Source organism: Prevotella sp. HMSC077E09 (assembly GCF_001814685.1).
GTDB lineage: Bacteria > Bacteroidota > Bacteroidia > Bacteroidales > Bacteroidaceae > Prevotella > Prevotella oris.
Genome location: NZ_KV817558.1, coordinates 7,260 through 25,109, shown reverse-complemented (window position 1 = coordinate 25,109; position 17,850 = coordinate 7,260). Strand labels below are relative to the sequence as shown.

The window sequence follows — 17,850 nt, the reverse complement described above, 5'->3', positions numbered from 1 at the left end:
AGTAGATTTGCATTTGCCTCAAAAATTGATTATCTTTGCCGTAGGGAAAGTATCGAGAGTGCTTTCCCTTTTTTCGTACCTTGTAGCAAAAGGCCTCGCAAGATGCGTCAAAATGCGGTGTAATCTGCGTTAAATCATATTGCAAGATGCATCAGATGACCGCATAATCTGACGCAGAATGCAAAACAACATGCAGCATATTGCGAAACAAAATGAAAGAAATGAGCAGGCAATTTGGCTTTTACGGAAAAACAGAACAATGCTTACCAATTTTCGATGTCAATTATTACGAGAACTTTCAACTATTTTTCTGTGCGGGTTTTACTAATATTTCGCACAGCTTTTTCTGCAAGACGCGGGCATCAAGTACCGACATATCATGGTCCATAATGGCAAAGGCGAGCAGATGACCGTTGGCACCTTGGCAGTAACCGGCCAATGAACTGATGCCGTAAGGATGAGAGAGCGTGCCGGTCTTTGCACGCACCTTGCCATGCAAAACAGGGCTTGACAGCTCGCGACGCAATGTGCCGTCAACGCCGGCTACAGCCAGATTGTCGTACAACATGCGATAGATGGGCTTATGATTGTAGGCATAGCGCAAGACAGTTGTCAGCGTTGTGGGGGCAATCTGATTGTGGGTGCAGAGTCCACAGCCGTCATGGATGACGATAGAAGAGTCGCGAAGGCCGAGTTCTTGACGCACGAAAGCGTGCAAGTAGGCTACTCCTGCCTTGACAGGTGACGCATGTGGGGTGACTTTATGCCCGATAGTATAGAGCAAAGCAGTTGCCTGCGTGTTGGAACTGTTCTTCATCATGCGCTGAATGACACGGTCAATGGAACGGTAGAAGCGGAAGATGCAATGCGAACCTCGTGGCGTTCGCCCCACCACCACTTGCTTATCGTCGACAGAAATGCCTGCCGTGCGAAGCGCATTCTTCAGTTCTTTCGTGATGCGATCGGCGCCTTTGTAGAACAATCCATATTTAGAGAACGACAAATCCCAGGGATACCAATGCTCTTCGCTTTGCACAGGATCGGATATCACAAGGTCGATGATGAGACGTCCGTCAATCTTTTGAACACCTTTTCGGCGCAAAGCCTTGGCAAACATGACCAAATCGGGGCCGTTAAGTTGGGGGTCAAGGCCTGCCTTAAAACTGATGTCGCCTTTGAAAGTGCTGTCGGCAATGGTGCCTTTCGTATAGAGCGACGTGGCATAGAGATATTTCGTGCCGAGCAGATGCAGGCCTGCCACACCGCTTAAAAGCTTCATACACGAAGCCGAGGGCTGCACTTTATTCTCGTTGCAGCCATAAACAGGCTTGTCGGCCGTGAGGTCATAGACATGAAAACCAAAGGCCCCAGGGGGTCGAGAGGCTTTGGCGAAGTTGTCAAGTCGCTCGCGTAAATCGTTATCTATAGGGATGTTGGCCTCACTCTTGACCTTGTCTGTATCGTTGTTATCCTTATCTTTGCTGCCACAACCGCTCAGAACAGACGTTGAGAAGAGAAGGGACAGTGCTATGCTGAATAGAGTTCTGATGTTCATTTCATTGTTTCTGTTGTCATGCAAAGGTAATGAAAAAAGTCAGAATGGGGTCGTTCAGAGTGTGAATAAGCCTAAAAAGCACACGCTTTAATGCCATTGATGAGCACTTGCCGACAGAAACCGCGGAATAATATAATAGGAATTACCTGCTCATTTTCGGGAAAAAAGCACTAACTTTGCAGCGTATTTCACACAAACACAATGGATAATAAAATAGTTTTGAACGACAGTGAAGAAGTCGTAAACCGCAAGTTAGGGCTTCTTTTGGAAACAGGCTGTCTGTTAATGGAGTGCTCAGCCGACACAACACGTATCAAGCGAACGCTTAAAAGAACGATAGTTTACCTCGGACTCCGTGAAGAAAACCTTCATCTTTACATCAACTACGACATCCTGATGGTGAATTATCACGATGACATCCATTCATTTACGAAGTTCCAACACTGCAAACGACACATCATAGACATGGCAGTTATCACCGAGGTCAGCCATCTTTCATGGCACAGCATCGAGGGAAATCTCTCGCTTGATGCCTATGATGCGGCACTCAAGGAAATCGGGAAGAAGCGCAACCGCTATACACCGTGGCAGGTGGCCATAGGGAGTGGCTTCGCTTGCGGTGGCTTCTGCATTCAGTTCGGCTGTGACTGGAAGGCCTTTTTCTATGCTTCTATCGCTGCAATCTTAGGCTTCAGACTGAAGATGTACATGGCAAAGAAGGGCACGAATGTATATGCCGGCATCGGTATTGCAGCCTTTGTATCGACCATGTTGGCGTGGCTTTTCACTTTCCTTTCAGTCGGGCCAATCGCTCATTTGGTGCCCGAAATCCTGCATTCTGCAACCCCTTGGCATCCATTTCTGGCCTGTGCACTCTTCATCGTGCCCGGAGTTCCGCTGATTAACTTTGTGAGTGACATGTTGGATGGCCATATTCAGACGGGTATCACACGCGCATTGAACACGCTTTTAATGGTAGGTGCGATGTCGTTCGGCATAGCTTGCGCCATAAAAGTATGTGGAATAGACAACTTTGTGACTACACTTTCGACAATTCCTCACCATAATTACATTGAATTTGCTATTGCCGCAGCTATCTCGGCCATGGGTTTCTCGATGATTTACAACACGCCGAAGCGTCTGCTTCCTGTGATTGCAGTGGGTGGTATCATTGCGGTTTGCTTCAGAAACTTTGTGTTTCTCGGTCCAAGCAATGACAACATAGGGCTTGACCAGGGGCTAATCATCGGCTCGTTGGCAGGTTCAACGCTCGTCAGTCTTATCATTACGCGGGCACAACACTGGTTCCACACGCCGCATCAATGTATCTCCATACCGAGCGTTATCCCTATGATTCCAGGCGTTTTAATGTATCGTGCGCTCTTCGCCTTTATCGAAATGAATGGTGTTATCGGTGAGGTGACGACGGCAATGAACTATCTTATCAAGGCTTCACTCGTCATCTTGTGCATCACTTTGGGTGTTGCGTTGCCGCATATCTTCGTTCATCGCCTGCTTGACAGCAAGCGGAAACAGCGCCTGCTCATGGCTGTGTGTGAGCGAAACATCAAGAATATGGGCGTAGAAGAATAATGTCTTGCCATCTGTTTGCAAAGTAATAAAAGGAAAAGGAGGCCGATTTTGGTCTCCTTTTTCATTCTACAGTCAATATCTACGCATAGCATTCAAGTCTTTTCACGGTAGATATCAATCCTTTGCTTGATGTCAATTTGTCAAAATTTTACGTCATTATGTCATGAAACTATATAGGGCATGCCATTTGTTTAAGGCTTAATAAATAATTAATTGGAGGAATATAAATGACATTTGACAAGTACACTATCAAAGCACAAGAGGCAGTTCAAGCCGCAGTGCAGGCCGCCCAGCAGGGGCATCAGCAAAGTGTTGAGCCTATCCACCTGTTGAGTGGCATCATAAACAAAGGCAAAGACATCACCAATTTCGTGTTCCAGAAGTTGGGTGCCAATGCACAAAGCATCGAAATGGCACTGCAACAAGAGTTGCAACATCTGCCGAAAGTAGATGGCGGTCAGCCTTATTTAAGTAATGACTTGACGCAAGTGCTCAACAATGCAGAGGCTATTTCCCAGCAATGGGGCGATGAATTTGTCTCTATTGAGCCACTCTTGTTATCCCTGATGAAAGGAAACAACACCGCAGGACGCATCATGAAAGATGCCGGCTGCACGGAAGACGGTATGCGAAAAGCTATCGAAGAGTTGCGCCAGGGGCAAAAGGTTCAGTCACAAAGTGGTGATGAAAACTATCAATCTCTCGACAAATACGCTATCAATCTCGTTGAACGTGCACGGCAAGGAAAGCTTGATCCCGTCATCGGAAGAGATGAAGAGATACGTCGTGTGCTTCAGATCTTGAGCCGAAGAACCAAGAACAACCCTATATTAATAGGTGAACCCGGAACGGGAAAGACCGCGATTGTAGAGGGCTTAGCCGAGCGAATCATGAAGGGAGATGTGCCGGAGAACCTCAAGAACAAGCAGCTTTACTCGCTTGATATGGGGCAGCTTGTGGCCGGAGCCAAGTATAAAGGGGAGTTTGAAGAGCGTTTGAAAGGCGTCATCAAGGAAGTAACGAACGCCCAAGGCAACATCATCTTGTTCATCGATGAGATACATACGCTCGTCGGAGCAGGTGGAGGTGAGGGTGCAATGGATGCTGCAAACATCCTTAAACCCGCATTGGCACGCGGTGAACTCCGTGCCATTGGAGCCACTACTTTGAATGAATATCAGAAGTATTTTGAAAAGGACAAGGCCCTTGAACGACGCTTCCAGATGGTCATGGTGAATGAACCTGACGAATTGGATGCTATCAGTATCCTGCGCGGATTAAAAGAACGATATGAGAACCACCATAAGGTGAGAATACAGGATGATGCCTGTATCGCTGCGGTTAAACTTTCGGAGCGTTACATTTCCGACCGTTTCCTGCCGGATAAAGCCATTGATTTGATGGACGAAGCAGCCGCAAAGCTGCGTATGGAACGTGATTCCGTACCCGAAGAACTCGATGAAATGGAGCGCAGTCTGAAGCAGAAAGAGATTGAACGACAGGCTATTCTGCGCGAAGATGACCAGCAGAAGATTGCTCAACTCGAAAAGGAAATCGCCGAACTCAAAGAGAAAGTAAACGCATTCCGTGCCCGCTGGCAGGCTCAGAAGGGTGAAGTTGACCACATTCAGCAAATCAAACAACACATGGAAGACCTCAAATTAGAGGCTGAAAGGGCCGAACGTGAGGGCAATTACCAGCGTGTTGCCGAGATCAGATACGGTGAACTCAAACAGCTCCAAGACCAAATGGATACGCTAAGAAAGCGTGTTCACGATGAACAGGGAGGCGAAGCACTCGTCAGAGAGGAAGTAACTGCCGACGATATTGCCGAGGTTGTGAGTCGTTGGACAGGCATTCCTGTGAGCCGAATGATGCAGAGTGAGCGTGAGAAATTACTCCACTTGGAGGACGAACTGCATAAACGTGTCATCGGACAAGACGAGGCTATCGATGCCGTTTGCAATGCAGTCAGACGCAGTAGGGCAGGACTTCAGGACCCCAAACGACCGATTGCATCCTTCATCTTCTTGGGAACGACAGGCGTTGGAAAGACAGAATTGGCGAAAGCTTTGGCCGAGTACCTCTTCAACGACGAGAATATGATGACGCGTATCGACATGAGTGAGTATCAGGAGAAATTCAGTGTGACGCGCTTGATCGGTGCACCTCCGGGGTATGTAGGCTATGATGAGGGCGGACAACTCACCGAAGCAGTGCGCCGTAAGCCTTACAGTGTGGTGCTTTTCGACGAGATTGAAAAGGCTCATCCCGATGTCTTCAACACGCTTCTACAAGTGCTTGACGACGGAAGACTCACCGACAACAAGGGCCGTTTGGTAGACTTCAAGAACACAATCATCATCATGACGAGCAACGCTACACGCGAACAGCTCACCAAGTTGATGCGTCCGGAGTTCCTGAACCGTATCGATGACATCATCACTTTCCACCCCTTGACGAAGGAAGAGATTGGAAAGGTGGTTGAACTGCAATTGAAACGCGTGCAAAGCATGCTCGAACAGCAAGGCTTTAAGCTGCATTGGACGCAGGAAACCATTGATGATTTGGCCGAGCTCGGCTATGATCCTGACTTCGGAGCACGCCCTGTGAAGCGCGCCATTCAAGACTATGTGCTCAATGACTTGAGCCGAAAGATTCTTGAAGGGAAGATTGGTAAGGAGGTAACTTTAGGTAAAATCAAAGCGTAAGAAATCCTCTCTTAACCCCTCCGAAAGGAGGGGAGACACTGCCTGTTGAACTCTTATAAACGACAATAGACAGCTGTTCAGAGCTTAAAATAACAAGAAGGTAAAAGTGGAAAAGAAACCCGTTATGTTCGGTTTCCTGCGCTTTTACCTTCTTCTTTTTATATATCTGCCATTCCGTATGAGGCCCGCTGCCCCCATGTTGAATGGCTTTCATACTCCTACGCTTTTATTCTGCAATATAGTCTCGGGCTATCTGCATGAGAGAAGAAGGAGCTTCGCTATCTGACCTCAAGTCGTCAATGCGCCAATGTCCATCTTCTTTTCGCATCCAAAGCTGAAAGAGAGTCTTTACTTCCCGATTTTTCAGTACCACATATACCACAGCATGGGTAGCATCCTGCATGCTCACCTTTTCTATTTTATAGGAGAGCACATCCCAATCTTGGGCACTTATCCAATAATCATAATCGAAACAGCCCAACTGGTCATGCCGCTTCATCCGCTCACGCTCACAATCTTCCATCGTCTTATTCCATGCTTTGGTGCAAAATCTACGGTCCAATGACATCTCACTCTGCTCTTCTTCGTCCAATGCCCCATTGTAAGTATCGCAGAGGGTAGTATAAATGGTGTCAACAGAAGCTTTGACCACCGATGTATCTTTAAGGAAAGGGGAATTCAATTGAACGCTGTTCTTCACCTTTTGACTTTGCGTTTCTCCTTTCTGCTGCCGTGAGTTACAGGCCGAAAAGACACATGCGAGAAGACAACAACCGATAAAAACATTCGTTTTCATACGATAAAGATAGTATAAGATATAAAGAAGTGTCTGGTAAATCAATCCTCCCTCCCTTTCAGGAGGGTAGGAATAGATGCTTACTTAAATGGATTTTCCGTCGGATAAGGCAAGGAAACAGGCTGGTTGTAGGCTATATCCTTGATGCCAAGATACTTGAACACTTCGAAAAGAATCTTGCCCACATGGTCAAAAGCCACTGCTCCATGGTGGGGATAACCCTTTTGTATGAGCACATGACGATAGAAACGCCCCATCTCCGGGATAGCAAACACACCGATACCACCGAAAGAACGCGTCGGAACATCAAGCACTTCGCCCTCTGCAATATAGGAACGCAGATTGCCCTGTGCGTCACATTGCAACCGATAGAAAGTCACCTTGCTGGCTGCAATGTCGCCCTCGAGCGTGCCACGGGTAAAGTCTGGCTCTCCCCCTTGTTCCAAAAGGCGGTTCTGAATGAGCTGATATTTAATGGCACGTGTGCTGCACATCTTGCATTCGGGCGTGTTTCCACAGTGGAACCCCATGAAAGTGTCGGTCAGCTTATAGTCATATTTGCCCTTGATATCCTCGTCGTAGATATATTTCGGCACGGAGTTGTTGATGTCGAGCAACGTCACCGTGTCGCCCGAAGCACACATACCAATGTATTCAGAAAGCGCACCATAGATGTCAACCTCACATGCCACAGGGATGCCACGGCTCACCAATCGCGAGTTCACATAGCAGGGTTCAAACCCAAACTGGCTTGGAAATGCCGGCCAACACTTGTCGGCAAAGGCCACATATTCACGTGAACCCTTGTGCTCTTCTGCCCAATCCAACAACGTAAGTTCAAATTGAGCCATGCGGCGACTCAAGTCGGGATAGTATTTACCGCAACCCATTTCGCGAGCCATATCCTCGCAGACGCCGTCAATACGTGGGTCGTTTTCGTGTGCCTTATAAGCCACGAGAAGATCGAGTTCTGAGTTTTCTTCTATCTCAACGCCAAGCTCATAAAGTCCCTTTATCGGTGCATTGCAGGCAAAGAAGTCCTGCGGACGCGGCCCGAAAGTAATGATTTTAAGGCCCTGCAGACCGATAACCGTGCGGGCAACGGGCACAAAGTCGGCCATCATCTGTGCCACGTCTTCTGCCGTTCCGACAGGATATTCAGGAATATATGCCTTAAGATGACGCATGCCGAGATTGTAGGAGCAGTTCAACATGCCGCAATAAGCATCGCCACGACCATTGATCATGTCGCCATCTCCCTCTGCTGCAGCCACAAACATACATGGCCCTTCGAAGTGTTTTGCAATCAATGTTTCGGGAGTTTCAGGGCCGAAGTTGCCCAAGAACACCACCAATGCGTTGCAACCTGCCGCTTTCACTTCGGCAACGGCTTTGAGCATATCCTGCTCGTTCTCTACAGTTGTCTTGCAATTAAACAGTTCGCCTTTATAAGCTTCTACGATGTTTTCGCGTCTTTTAGTAGATAGTGCAATTGGAAAACAGTCACGACTGACGGCAACAATGCCCAATTTGACTGTAGGAATGTTTTTACTTACCATATCAATTATTTGTTATTAGATTAGATTGCTCGTTACTTGGAACAAAGATAGATAAAAAATGATATAGTGAAATCGTTTTATCTGTTTAATTTCATGACGCTAACTATCTTTAACCTTATAGTGAATTAAAACACCGTAGACTCCTTTCTGCGACTTGAAATCTATGATGCCACACCGCATGAGGTCCCTCTTTTATGCTTATTCTGCATAGCTTTCTCTCGCTTCGACCGTACAGTCAAGCGCTGAAGTCCAACAGTCTGTCAACTTCTTTTGTTCATTTTCTTCTCCGTTTTTTAACACTTGGTAGATTAAACTACCAAATGCGAATTCACTTAAGGCTTTTATAAAAAAATAAATTTCAGTATTCTAAAGCAGTTTCTCCATAGGTCTGCCATTTCATTTAGCTTCTATAGAGGCCATATACTGCTCTATTTGGATTAAGCCTTAGAATTAATCTGAGTTGTTTGTCTTGTTCAATGCCATATCCTTGCAATGACAAAAGAAGCAATAACTCCCCATTGCAGTAATTATATTCATGATGAAGTTATTGATATTAATAGAACGGAATCTTAAGCATACTCTTTGCTCTACGTTCTTGAGCATATGGTAGTTTAATCTACAAAGTGTTAAAAACGAGAAAGAAAGTTGACAGCAGAGGCAGCGTTACCACACTACTTTCCTGCTGCCGTCTGCCTCTTCTGTTATCGTCACTTTCGTGGCATCTTCAGGCAAAATCTCCTCAATGAGCTCGGGCCATTCAAGGAAACAGAGGTTACCTCCATAGAAATAGTCTTCATATCCCATGTCGTAGACCTCTTCAAGTTTCTTGATTCGATAGAAATCGAAATGATAGATTGCGGCGCCGTTGCCTGCCGTATACTCGTTGACGAGTGCGAAAGTAGGTGATGTGATGACATCACTGACACCCAATTCCTCACAGATAGCCTTGATAAAAGTTGTCTTTCCGGCCCCCATTTTCCCATAGAAAGCGAAGACCTTAGCCGTCCCCATGCCAGCTAAGAAAGCCTTGGCTGCCTCATGGATGTTGTCTAATGAATTGATTTTTATTTCCATATTTTCTTCTGTTTCTCCCTCCGTTGTCTTGCAATGACACCGTAAGGAGACTGTTATTTAGTTTATATTCACTTTATTTCTATTGATTTTCCACGCATTATTCCTATGGGAATAAGCATTTCTTCCATGGATATGCCACCATGCTGGAACGTGTCCTTGTAGTACGACACATAGTAGTTGTAGTTGTTGGGGTAGGCAAAGAAAGTGTCGCCCATTGCGAAAACATACGACGTACTCAAGTTAGGCGAGGGCAAATGTGCCTTTCGAGGGTCTCGGATTTCAAACACCTGACGCGACTCATAGCTAAGGTTCTTACCCAATTTATAGCGGAGATTGGTGTTCGTATTGCGGTCACCGACAATCTTTATCGGGCGATTGGTGCGGATACTTCCATGATCTGTGGTGACAATGACATGGCAGTCAATGTGGCTGAGCACACGGAAGAGTTCGGACATTCCCGAATGTCGCAACCAACTTTGCGTGATGCTGCGGTATGCACTCTCATTGTTTGCAAGCTCACGAACCATGCGTGACTCGGTACGTGCATGTGAAAGCATATCGATAAAGTTAACCACCAACACGTTGAAATCATTGTGTTGGAGTTCATTGAAATGGGTCAACAACCGCTCCATCGACTGCGAATCATTGATTTTATGATAGCTGAAGCTCTCTCGTCTGCGATAACGTGCGAGCAAACCCGCTATCAATGCCTCCTCATGGACATTTTTGCCATTGTCTTCGTCCTCATCAACCCAGAGGTCGGGAAACATCTGTTGTATCTCCATGGGCATCAAACCACTGAATATGGCATTGCGGGCATACTGCGTCGCTGTAGGCAGAATGCTCATGTAAAGCCGTTCATCGATATCGAAACTGTCGGCAAGTTCTTCAGCAAGTACGCGCCACTGATCGTATCTGAAGTTGTCGATGACGAGCAAAAACGCCTTTTCTTTCTTGTCGAGAAGGGGGAAAATCTGCTGTTTGAACATATCGTTGCTCATCATCGGGCGGTCTTCCGAGCCACTCATCCAAGCCATATAATGGCGTTGAACATATTTTGAGAAGCCGATGTTGGCATCTTCTTTCTGCGCCTGGAGCATCTCTGTCATACGACTGTCAGTAGTACTTAACTCCAATTCCCACTTCACCAAGCGGCGATACACCGTCATCCAGTCTTCCCAATCACGGCAATCGGCAATCTGAAGAGCTATCTTTTGGAAGTCCTGCTGATAGCTGTTTTGCGTTACTTCGGTAACGATTTCACGATTATGGATATTCTTTTTCAGCGTAATGAGAATTTGATTGGGGTTTACCGGCTTGATGAGATAGTCGGCAATCTTACGCCCGATAGCCTGGTTCATGATGTCTTCTTCCTCGCTTTTCGTAACCATCACTATCGGTGTTGCAGGCTGAATGTCCTTTATTCTCTGCAAAGTTTCAAGACCGGTCAAGCCAGGCATCATCTCATCGAGCAGGATAAGATCGAAAGTTTCCTCACGACAAAGCTCAACAGCATCTATGCCATTGCTCATTGTTGTTACGTTGTAGCCTTTCTTCTCAAGGAAGATGATGTGACCTTTCAACAGGTCTATCTCATCATCTACCCACAATAACTTCCCATTACTCATAGTTAAAAACCATCTAAATCATAATATTCATCATCCAAATCGAGTGGTTTGACGGGCTTGACCGGCGTTGCAGGCTTCTTCACAAGTGTCGGTTTCCGGGGCTTCTGTGGTTCGGTCTGCGGTTTCTGTGACTGACTTTGCTGTGCAGGTTTCGGTTTTTCAGCAGGTTTGGAGACAGGCTCGACCGGATAATAATCCTTGTCTTGCTGGCTGATACGCTCCAATTCGCGGTCTATTTCCTCGGCTGTAGCAGGCTTTCCGGTCGGCTTTATTGTCGATGGAACAGGTTCTGTCAGCAGCTGTAACGTACTGATGCGAAGCGGTGCAAAATGCTTCTGATAGAACAAAGCATAATCATCATAACTGAATTGGCGGCCTAAAAGCGGCATGTTTTGTTCGCTTATAATAAACGGTCGCGCCTTTTTCGTCAGCCTACCGATGGCTTCTTGCCGATGCAAATGACGTGCATACTGCAACGCTTCATCATAGTTTTGAAAACCTCTGACTATCATTCGGTGCATGCCTTCTGCCTCTTCAACCTGTATTTCGAAATTTCTGACGAGATAACTCGCAAAGTTATATTTTGCCAACTCAAAGAGCAGCTGGTTCTCTTTGACTGAATCAGGGTTGTAAACCAACATATAGACGAAGTTCACATCGCGTTCGGCACTCAGTTTAACAGCGTGTATAGAGTCGCTGTCGTTCAGCACATCGCTGCGCCTACTCCATACCGTTGACATGTCGAACTTGGCACCACGCAGTTGTTTTCCTGCCTTCACGCCGTTGATAATCATACCCGCCATAACGCTAAGTTGGCTTTCCGGATAGGTAGAGACAAGCGTATTGAGGTCTTGCAGACAAGCTTTTGCATCTCCGTCATTCAGCTTACTCAATGCAGCTATAAACAAAAACTTGTCGCGGTTGGCTCCATTGGGGAAACGCTTTGCCGACACATGCTCATTGCCTAAGACCTCATGATAACGTCCTTCGTTGAAAGCGGTGTAGGAAGCAGCATAGAGTGAGTCCTCGATATGCTTGCCAAAACGTGCATTTTCGCGATAATAAGGGTCACTGAGCAAGGCTGTCCATTTGCTGTCGGGACACTCCTTATGCAGGCGGTCAAGGTAACTTTCGGCCCGCGTCAATTCATTTCGGCGTGCATAAAGCAGGTAAAGATGATAAAAAGCCTCGTCTATCTGCGCGAAATTTGGATAGTCATGAATGAGTCTCAACAATGTTTTCTCACTCAAATCAAGGTTGTCCAACCGGTCTTTGAAGATGATTCCGCTGTGGAAAAGCCCGTCAGCAAGCAGCTTATTACTGGCTTCCAACTGTTCAGAAGTCATTGGTATCTGTTTCAAATAGTATTCTCTTCGGTGCGGATCAGCCTCCGGATCATTCGTCTTCTGCAAGGTATCTTCAACCAATTCGGCTTGTTCTGCGATACTGTCTGAAGCTAAAGCCACCACAGTTTTATTGATACGCTGCCAGTTATCGATATTCTGTCGCTTGCCCCAACGCCGTTGAAACATCTCTTTTCCACGTGCCACCGTCATGGGATTATAGAAATACCAGGTGGCTTGCTGACTGCTATTGAAAGATTGAGACGGTGTTTCGGTGTTACTTTCCATTCCACCTTGCATACCCGAATAACCGTCATTGCCCTCTACAGACTGTGATTTTTGCTCCTTTTTCTCTTTCAGTTTGAGTGCGGTTATCACGCGGTCAATGGCTGCATTGCGGTCATGTTCGTTCATTTTTGCAAGCTGTTGCAATGAATCTTGCAGTTCAACGGCATCGGTATGAGGCACGAGTTCTTCAAGCACTTGCAGTCTTTCAGACAATTGACGATAGTCCTTTCGCTCCTTATCCAGCAGTCCGATAGCCACATCATAACACCGCTTTGCATCGCCAAACTTATTCCTTTGCCAATACAAATCACCGAGTTTAAGCAGCAACACCCCCTTTTCGATACCACTACGCACCCCAAGTTCGTTGCCCTGTTCATAGGCACCAATGGCATGAAGCGTATCTTTTTGCGACAGATATATATTGCCAATAGCGTAATAAACCTGATCTAAATACTCCTTATTATTATCAGATGAGGCCATACGTCGCAGCTTGGCAATCATCTGTTTCGGCTTTCCTGCCATTACTTCTGTCATGGCAACACGCGCATTGAAAGCCAAATCATAAGGTGGACTGAGCCTGACAACATGCTGATAGGCCTTATACGCCGCTGCTTTCTGCCCTGTTTCGGCCAGTAATTGCCCCATAAGAAACCACTCACGTGCCTTTTGTTTGCGGCGCATCTCATGGCTGATGACCTTCCGAAGATAAGGAATTGCCTTCTGATAGTCGCCGATATGAATGTAATAATCAGCGTAGGTGTAGTCCCATTCCTTTTGTGCGCTCCAGTAAATGGAGTCACGTTGCATGTTGCGGATTACGTCTTCAGCCTCATATTGCCACCCCGCTTCGATGTAACTCTTGGCCAGCCATGCCTGCGCCCGCTGGTAAATAGCCGGTTGAGTGGCATAAAGCCGACTCATATATGCAAAGGTTGAGACCGCTTCTTCAAAGTTTCCTTCATGGAATTGCGACCTTCCCATGAGCATCCAGACCTTCCATAAGAACGGATTATATTCCTTTCTGTTCAGCCATTCAATGTCTTCAGCAGTCTTACGACGGTTCTTATCCCACACGGGATGCCGCTTGATACTATGCAGTTTAATCGCTTTCTCGCACTTTTCTATAGCCCGATTGAAGTTAGTCTCACCTAAACTGCGGCTCTCTTTGTTGCCAACAGTGTAGAGAGGTATTATCTCTGTGAAGTTATCTTTATTACCTTTTTCTTTCTCTAATGAACCATCTATGTAGGCCATTGAACCGTTGTAATAGACATTATAGCGTGTATTGAAGGCATGCCACCACCTCGATTTCGCTGTATTCTGCTGCATCGAACAACTCAAGAGCAACGTAACAACGAGCCCAAAAGCAATGAAATATGGTACAGCATGTTTCATTTCCTCAACAACAACCTTGCAATTGCATACACAATGATACTTACAAAGATGATCGAAGCACCCGAAGGGACATCCAACCAATAGCTCATGGCGAGCCCAAACAAGCAGTCTGCCCAACCAATAAGAATGGAAAGAAGCATCATCCACTTATAGTTGAAGGTGAAAAGATTGGCTGTCATCTGCGGAATGGTAAGCAAACTGAGGGCCAACACTATGCCCACCATGCGTAAAGTAGCCACAATGGTCAAGGCTATCAGTGCCATCATACCATATTCTATCCAACGAACGGGCAGTCCTTGTGACTCGGCAAACGTGTGATCGAAAGCCACACTAAGTATCTCCCTGTAAAAGAATGTCATGCAAATGACAACAATAACGCACAGCACTGCTAACAACCAAAGATCTAAACTCCCTATCGTCAGAATACTTCCAAAGAGAAATGAAGGCAGATCGGGCATGAAACCAAGCGTCAAGAAGCAACAGATGATGCCCACACTCATGCCGAAAGTCCAGAAAACTGCAATAGCAGAATCCTCGCGAACATCGCCTTTTCGTGCCATCCACTCTACGCCGAAAGCACTCAATACAGCAAAAATCATGGCAGAAAGTATGGGGTTAATACCCATCAGAACCCCCAAGCCGATACCTCCAAACGATGCATGCGTGATGCCACCACTGATGAAAACCAAGCGGCGTGTCACGATATAAGTGCCCACAATGCCACAAACGATGCTGGCAAGCAATGCTCCCAACAACGCATTCTGAAAGAAACTATAATGCAGAATATCAATCATCAGCCAACGCAATAAAGTCATCTTTAATCTGATTGGGCATATTAATGCCACGCAATATGAGGCTTCTGCTCCAGCCTTTCACTTCTTCCGGCCGCATCGTAAGCATCACTTCAGCAAATTCTTCGGCCTCTTCGTCGGTATAACTATCCGACAAACGGCCTCGAAAACGATCAAGTTCTTCATCATCATAATATTCAATTTCCTTCGTAGCCACCTCCAACATGCACTCCTGTTCACACTGATCATTCTCACCACTACACGTAGAACACGAGTTGTTCACAATGAGCGGAGCCTCTTCTTCGCCTTTCTTACGACCGAGAAATGAGGCAAATGCCGTTATCAGACCTAACACAAGAAGTGCTAAAACAAAATATATCATAATGTAAAACCTGCTGTCTGGAGATCTTTCCAATAATCGGGATAAGATTTACTCACTACTTCTGGGTTGTTAATTTGCAATCCTGGACACTTCAATGCCACAGGAGCAAAGGCCAAAGCCATACGATGATCCTCATAAGTATCAATGGCTTCGCCCGTCGGTTCGCAACGTTCGCCGTCCCAGAACAGTTCATTGTCGCCCACGTTATGCAACACATAACCTAACTTTCGCAATTCGGTTTTCAAGGCTTCTATGCGGTCTGTCTCCTTAATTCGCAAGGTTGCGAGACCTTTGAAATGGAATTTTATGTCCATTAATGCACAACAAACCACGAAAGTCTGCGCCAAATCGGGTGAGCCGGTGAAGTCATATTCAAGCCGAGGCAACAGACATTTATGGCGACGTAGCGTCACTGTATTGGGCACACAAGGATCAGTTGTTTCAAAACTTGTCTTTACCCCCAACAGCGAAAAAATGTATTTCACCACCGAGTCGCCCTGTCTCGAGCCGTCCATCAGGCCTTCAAGCCGTACAGTTGCTTCAGAATCATCACTCAAGGCCATGATTTCATACCAATAACTGCCGGCACTCCAGTCGCTCTCTATATAATAATGACGTGATGTATAGGGCTTCGGCGCCACACTAATCGTATCGACATCCGTCCATTCAACTGCTGCTCCGAAGTCGCGCATCATGCAAAGCGTGAGATCAACATACGGCCGAGAGATAATCGTATCGGTCATCTTGAGTTCCAATCCCTTTTCAAGCATCGGCCCTATCAACAGCAACGCCGAGATAAACTGCGAGCTGATACTGCCCGAAATTTCGAGATATCCACCCTCAAGACGACGTCCTTTGATGCGCAACGGCGGGAAACCCGCCTCGCCTTCATACGCTATGTCGGCGCCAAGATAGCGCAAGGCATCTACCAACACGGCTATCGGGCGCTGCTTCATGCGGTCAGTTCCCGTGAGCACATGCTCTCCCTCGCTGACCGAGAGATAAGCCGTCATGAAGCGCATGGCCGTTCCTGAAGCCTTGATATCAATGGTTTCGGGCATCGTTTTCAATGCTTCGATGATGACTTTCGTGTCATCACAGTCGCTGAGATTATCTGGAACAACATTGTCTCCTGCTAATGCCTGAATGATAAGTGCACGGTTGCTGATACTCTTGCTGGCCGGCAGTTTCACCGTGGTGTCAATGTGTTGAGGCCCATGTATGGTATATGTCATGTTATAAAGTGTACCTTATTTCTATATATGCAAAAGTACAAACAAAAAACGGATGCCCCTACTTTTCCTGTCGCTTTATTCGATTAAATAGATAAAAAATTGTAATTTTGCAGCTAAAACAACAGAAACCGTGCATATAGCTATCGCTGGAAACATCGGAAGCGGTAAGACCACACTCACCGAACTGCTTGCCAAACACTATGGTTGGACGCCAAAATATGAGGCCGTGGACTACAATCCGTATCTCGAAGACTATTATAAAGACATCCCAAGATGGTCATTCAACATGGAAGTTTTCTTCTTGAAAGAACGCTTCAAAGACCTTCTACAACTTGATCAGAACATGAACAAGGAGACCATTGTGCAAGACCGTTCCATCTATGAAGGCGTTTATGTGTTCACAGAAAACAACTACAAGATGGGCAACATGAACGAAAGAGACTTCCAAACCTACATGGAACTCTTCGACTCAATGACGCATATCCTGCACTATCCCGACCTGATGATCTATCTCAAATCAAGTGTTCCTCACTTGGTAAAGAACATTCAGAACCGCGGACGTGAATACGAACAGAAGATGCCCCTCGCCTATCTTGAGAGCCTCAATGACCTGTATGAGGACTTCATCTACAGGAAATACAAGGGCAAGGTGCTTGTTGTTGACGTTGACGACATCGACTATCTGCACAGCAAAAGAGACTTTTCGGGCATCATAGACAAGATAGATGCCAACCTATTCGGACTTTTCTAACCCCAGAATTATAATCAAATTATGCATATCGCAATCGCAGGAAACATCGGCAGTGGCAAGACTACACTCACTAAAATGCTTGCCAAGAGATTTCATTGGACACCACGTTTTGAACCCGTCGACAACAATCCGTATCTCGACGACTTCTATGCTGACATGTCACGGTGGTCATTCAACCTCCAGGTTTACTTTCTCAACAAGCGCTTCAAGGAGGTAGTTGAGATTTCAAAAAGCAAAGAAACCATCATACAAGACCGCACTATATTCGAAGACGCGTGTATCTTTGCACCCAATCTCCATGGCATGGGCATGATGAGCGACCGGGACTTCGCCAATTATTCCGACCTTTTCGACCTGATGATTTCATTGGTCAACCTGCCTAACCTGATGATTTATATCCGCTCAAGCATACCGACTTTGGTGAACCATATCGGTAAACGTGGGCGCGAATTCGAAAAGAGTATCCGCATCGATTACCTCACAGGACTGAACAACCGCTATGAGAATTGGATTAAAGACTATAAAGGTAATCTCATCATTGTAGACGGAGACAACACTGATTTCGAGAATAATCCACAGGATTTCCAAACGATTACCGACCGGATTGATGCCGAACTCTATGGCTTGTTCCCCATAAAATAAACGCGAAACATTGCAAATCAAGATATCGTCCCTTTGCTTGTAGAAAGCAGAGGGACTTTTTTGTGAGGTAAATAAAGCCTCTCCCCCAGCCCCTCTCCGAAGAGAGA

The 17,850-nt window shown here is 46.2% G+C and carries 13 protein-coding genes; 4 read left to right on the top strand and 9 right to left on the bottom strand.

The window, feature by feature from the left end; genetic code table 11:
• Positions 1–298 precede the first annotated feature (298 nt).
• Entirely contained in the window at positions 299–1,555 is a 1,257-nt protein-coding gene (locus HMPREF2983_RS06605) for a D-alanyl-D-alanine carboxypeptidase/D-alanyl-D-alanine-endopeptidase (protein ID WP_070667454.1), read from the bottom strand.
• A gap of 201 nt (positions 1,556–1,756) precedes the next feature.
• Between HMPREF2983_RS06605 and HMPREF2983_RS06600 the strand changes: the two genes are divergently transcribed.
• Positions 1,757–3,148 carry a threonine/serine exporter family protein gene (locus HMPREF2983_RS06600; RefSeq protein WP_018920691.1) on the top strand — a complete coding sequence of 464 codons (1,392 nt, stop codon included), beginning with the start codon at positions 1,757–1,759 and terminating at the stop codon, positions 3,146–3,148.
• Positions 3,149–3,375: 227 nt separating this feature from the next.
• A complete protein-coding gene (clpB, locus tag HMPREF2983_RS06595) occupies positions 3,376–5,859 on the top strand; it encodes an ATP-dependent chaperone ClpB (RefSeq protein WP_070667453.1) in 2,484 nt (827 codons plus the stop codon).
• Between the two features lie 226 nt (positions 5,860–6,085).
• On the opposite strand, the gene HMPREF2983_RS06585 is transcribed toward clpB, so the two are convergent.
• From HMPREF2983_RS06585 to aroA, 8 genes are all read right to left on the bottom strand, one after another.
• Complete coding sequence (locus HMPREF2983_RS06585; protein WP_070667451.1) at positions 6,086–6,655, bottom strand: DUF3828 domain-containing protein; 570 nt, start codon at positions 6,653–6,655, stop codon at positions 6,086–6,088.
• A gap of 80 nt (positions 6,656–6,735) precedes the next feature.
• The gene (locus HMPREF2983_RS06580; RefSeq protein ID WP_070667450.1) at positions 6,736–8,214 is read right to left on the bottom strand and encodes an L-fucose/L-arabinose isomerase family protein; all 1,479 of its coding nucleotides are present in this window, start codon (positions 8,212–8,214) and stop codon (positions 6,736–6,738) included.
• Positions 8,215–8,877: 663 nt separating this feature from the next.
• A complete protein-coding gene (gene tsaE / locus HMPREF2983_RS06575; RefSeq protein ID WP_004371617.1) occupies positions 8,878–9,288 on the bottom strand; it encodes a tRNA (adenosine(37)-N6)-threonylcarbamoyltransferase complex ATPase subunit type 1 TsaE in 411 nt (136 codons plus the stop codon).
• A 68-nt stretch (positions 9,289–9,356) separates the two neighbouring features.
• The gene (locus HMPREF2983_RS06570) at positions 9,357–10,916 is read right to left on the bottom strand and encodes a T9SS response regulator signal transducer PorX (RefSeq protein WP_070667449.1); all 1,560 of its coding nucleotides are present in this window, start codon (positions 10,914–10,916) and stop codon (positions 9,357–9,359) included.
• A 2-nt stretch (positions 10,917–10,918) separates the two neighbouring features.
• A complete protein-coding gene (locus HMPREF2983_RS06565; protein ID WP_070667448.1) occupies positions 10,919–13,942 on the bottom strand; it encodes a type IX secretion system periplasmic lipoprotein PorW/SprE in 3,024 nt (1,007 codons plus the stop codon).
• Positions 13,939–14,736: a metal ABC transporter permease gene (locus HMPREF2983_RS06560; protein WP_083316721.1), complete on the bottom strand. Its 798-nt coding sequence runs from the start codon at positions 14,734–14,736 to the stop codon at positions 13,939–13,941. The genes HMPREF2983_RS06565 and HMPREF2983_RS06560 overlap by 4 nt, the downstream gene beginning before the upstream one ends.
• Positions 14,729–15,115, bottom strand: a complete 387-nt coding sequence (locus HMPREF2983_RS06555; RefSeq protein ID WP_070667447.1) for a hypothetical protein — start codon at positions 15,113–15,115, stop codon at positions 14,729–14,731. Before HMPREF2983_RS06555 ends, HMPREF2983_RS06560 begins: the two co-directional genes overlap by 8 nt.
• Positions 15,112–16,350 (bottom strand): 3-phosphoshikimate 1-carboxyvinyltransferase, encoded by a 1,239-nt coding sequence (aroA, locus tag HMPREF2983_RS06550; protein WP_070667446.1) that lies wholly within the window; start codon positions 16,348–16,350, stop codon positions 15,112–15,114. Before aroA ends, HMPREF2983_RS06555 begins: the two co-directional genes overlap by 4 nt.
• Positions 16,351–16,480: 130 nt before the next feature.
• Between aroA and HMPREF2983_RS06545 the strand changes: the two genes are divergently transcribed.
• Together HMPREF2983_RS06545 and HMPREF2983_RS06540 are read left to right on the top strand one after the other, a co-directional pair.
• Entirely contained in the window at positions 16,481–17,101 is a 621-nt protein-coding gene (locus tag HMPREF2983_RS06545; protein WP_004377029.1) for a deoxynucleoside kinase, read from the top strand.
• Positions 17,102–17,122: 21 nt separating this feature from the next.
• On the top strand, positions 17,123–17,743 hold the full coding sequence (locus HMPREF2983_RS06540) for a deoxynucleoside kinase (protein ID WP_004377028.1): 621 nt from the start codon (positions 17,123–17,125) through the stop codon (positions 17,741–17,743).
• The last annotated feature ends 107 nt before the right edge of the window (positions 17,744–17,850 follow it).

Bases quoted from the DNA above. Each gene is read 5' to 3' on its own strand.
- HMPREF2983_RS06605 (WP_070667454.1), bottom strand. From the start codon at position 1,555: ATGAACATCAGAACTCTATTCAGCATAGCACTGTCCCTTCTCTTCTCA.
- HMPREF2983_RS06600 (WP_018920691.1), top strand. From the start codon at position 1,757: ATGGATAATAAAATAGTTTTGAACGACAGTGAAGAAGTCGTAAACCGC.
- clpB (WP_070667453.1), top strand. From the start codon at position 3,376: ATGACATTTGACAAGTACACTATCAAAGCACAAGAGGCAGTTCAAGCC.
- HMPREF2983_RS06585 (WP_070667451.1), bottom strand. From the start codon at position 6,655: ATGAAAACGAATGTTTTTATCGGTTGTTGTCTTCTCGCATGTGTCTTT.
- HMPREF2983_RS06580 (WP_070667450.1), bottom strand. From the start codon at position 8,214: ATGGTAAGTAAAAACATTCCTACAGTCAAATTGGGCATTGTTGCCGTC.
- tsaE (WP_004371617.1), bottom strand. From the start codon at position 9,288: ATGGAAATAAAAATCAATTCATTAGACAACATCCATGAGGCAGCCAAG.
- HMPREF2983_RS06570 (WP_070667449.1), bottom strand. From the start codon at position 10,916: ATGAGTAATGGGAAGTTATTGTGGGTAGATGATGAGATAGACCTGTTG.
- HMPREF2983_RS06565 (WP_070667448.1), bottom strand. From the start codon at position 13,942: ATGAAACATGCTGTACCATATTTCATTGCTTTTGGGCTCGTTGTTACG.
- HMPREF2983_RS06560 (WP_083316721.1), bottom strand. From the start codon at position 14,736: ATGATTGATATTCTGCATTATAGTTTCTTTCAGAATGCGTTGTTGGGA.
- HMPREF2983_RS06555 (WP_070667447.1), bottom strand. From the start codon at position 15,115: ATGATATATTTTGTTTTAGCACTTCTTGTGTTAGGTCTGATAACGGCA.
- aroA (WP_070667446.1), bottom strand. From the start codon at position 16,350: ATGACATATACCATACATGGGCCTCAACACATTGACACCACGGTGAAA.
- HMPREF2983_RS06540 (WP_004377028.1), top strand. From the start codon at position 17,123: ATGCATATCGCAATCGCAGGAAACATCGGCAGTGGCAAGACTACACTC.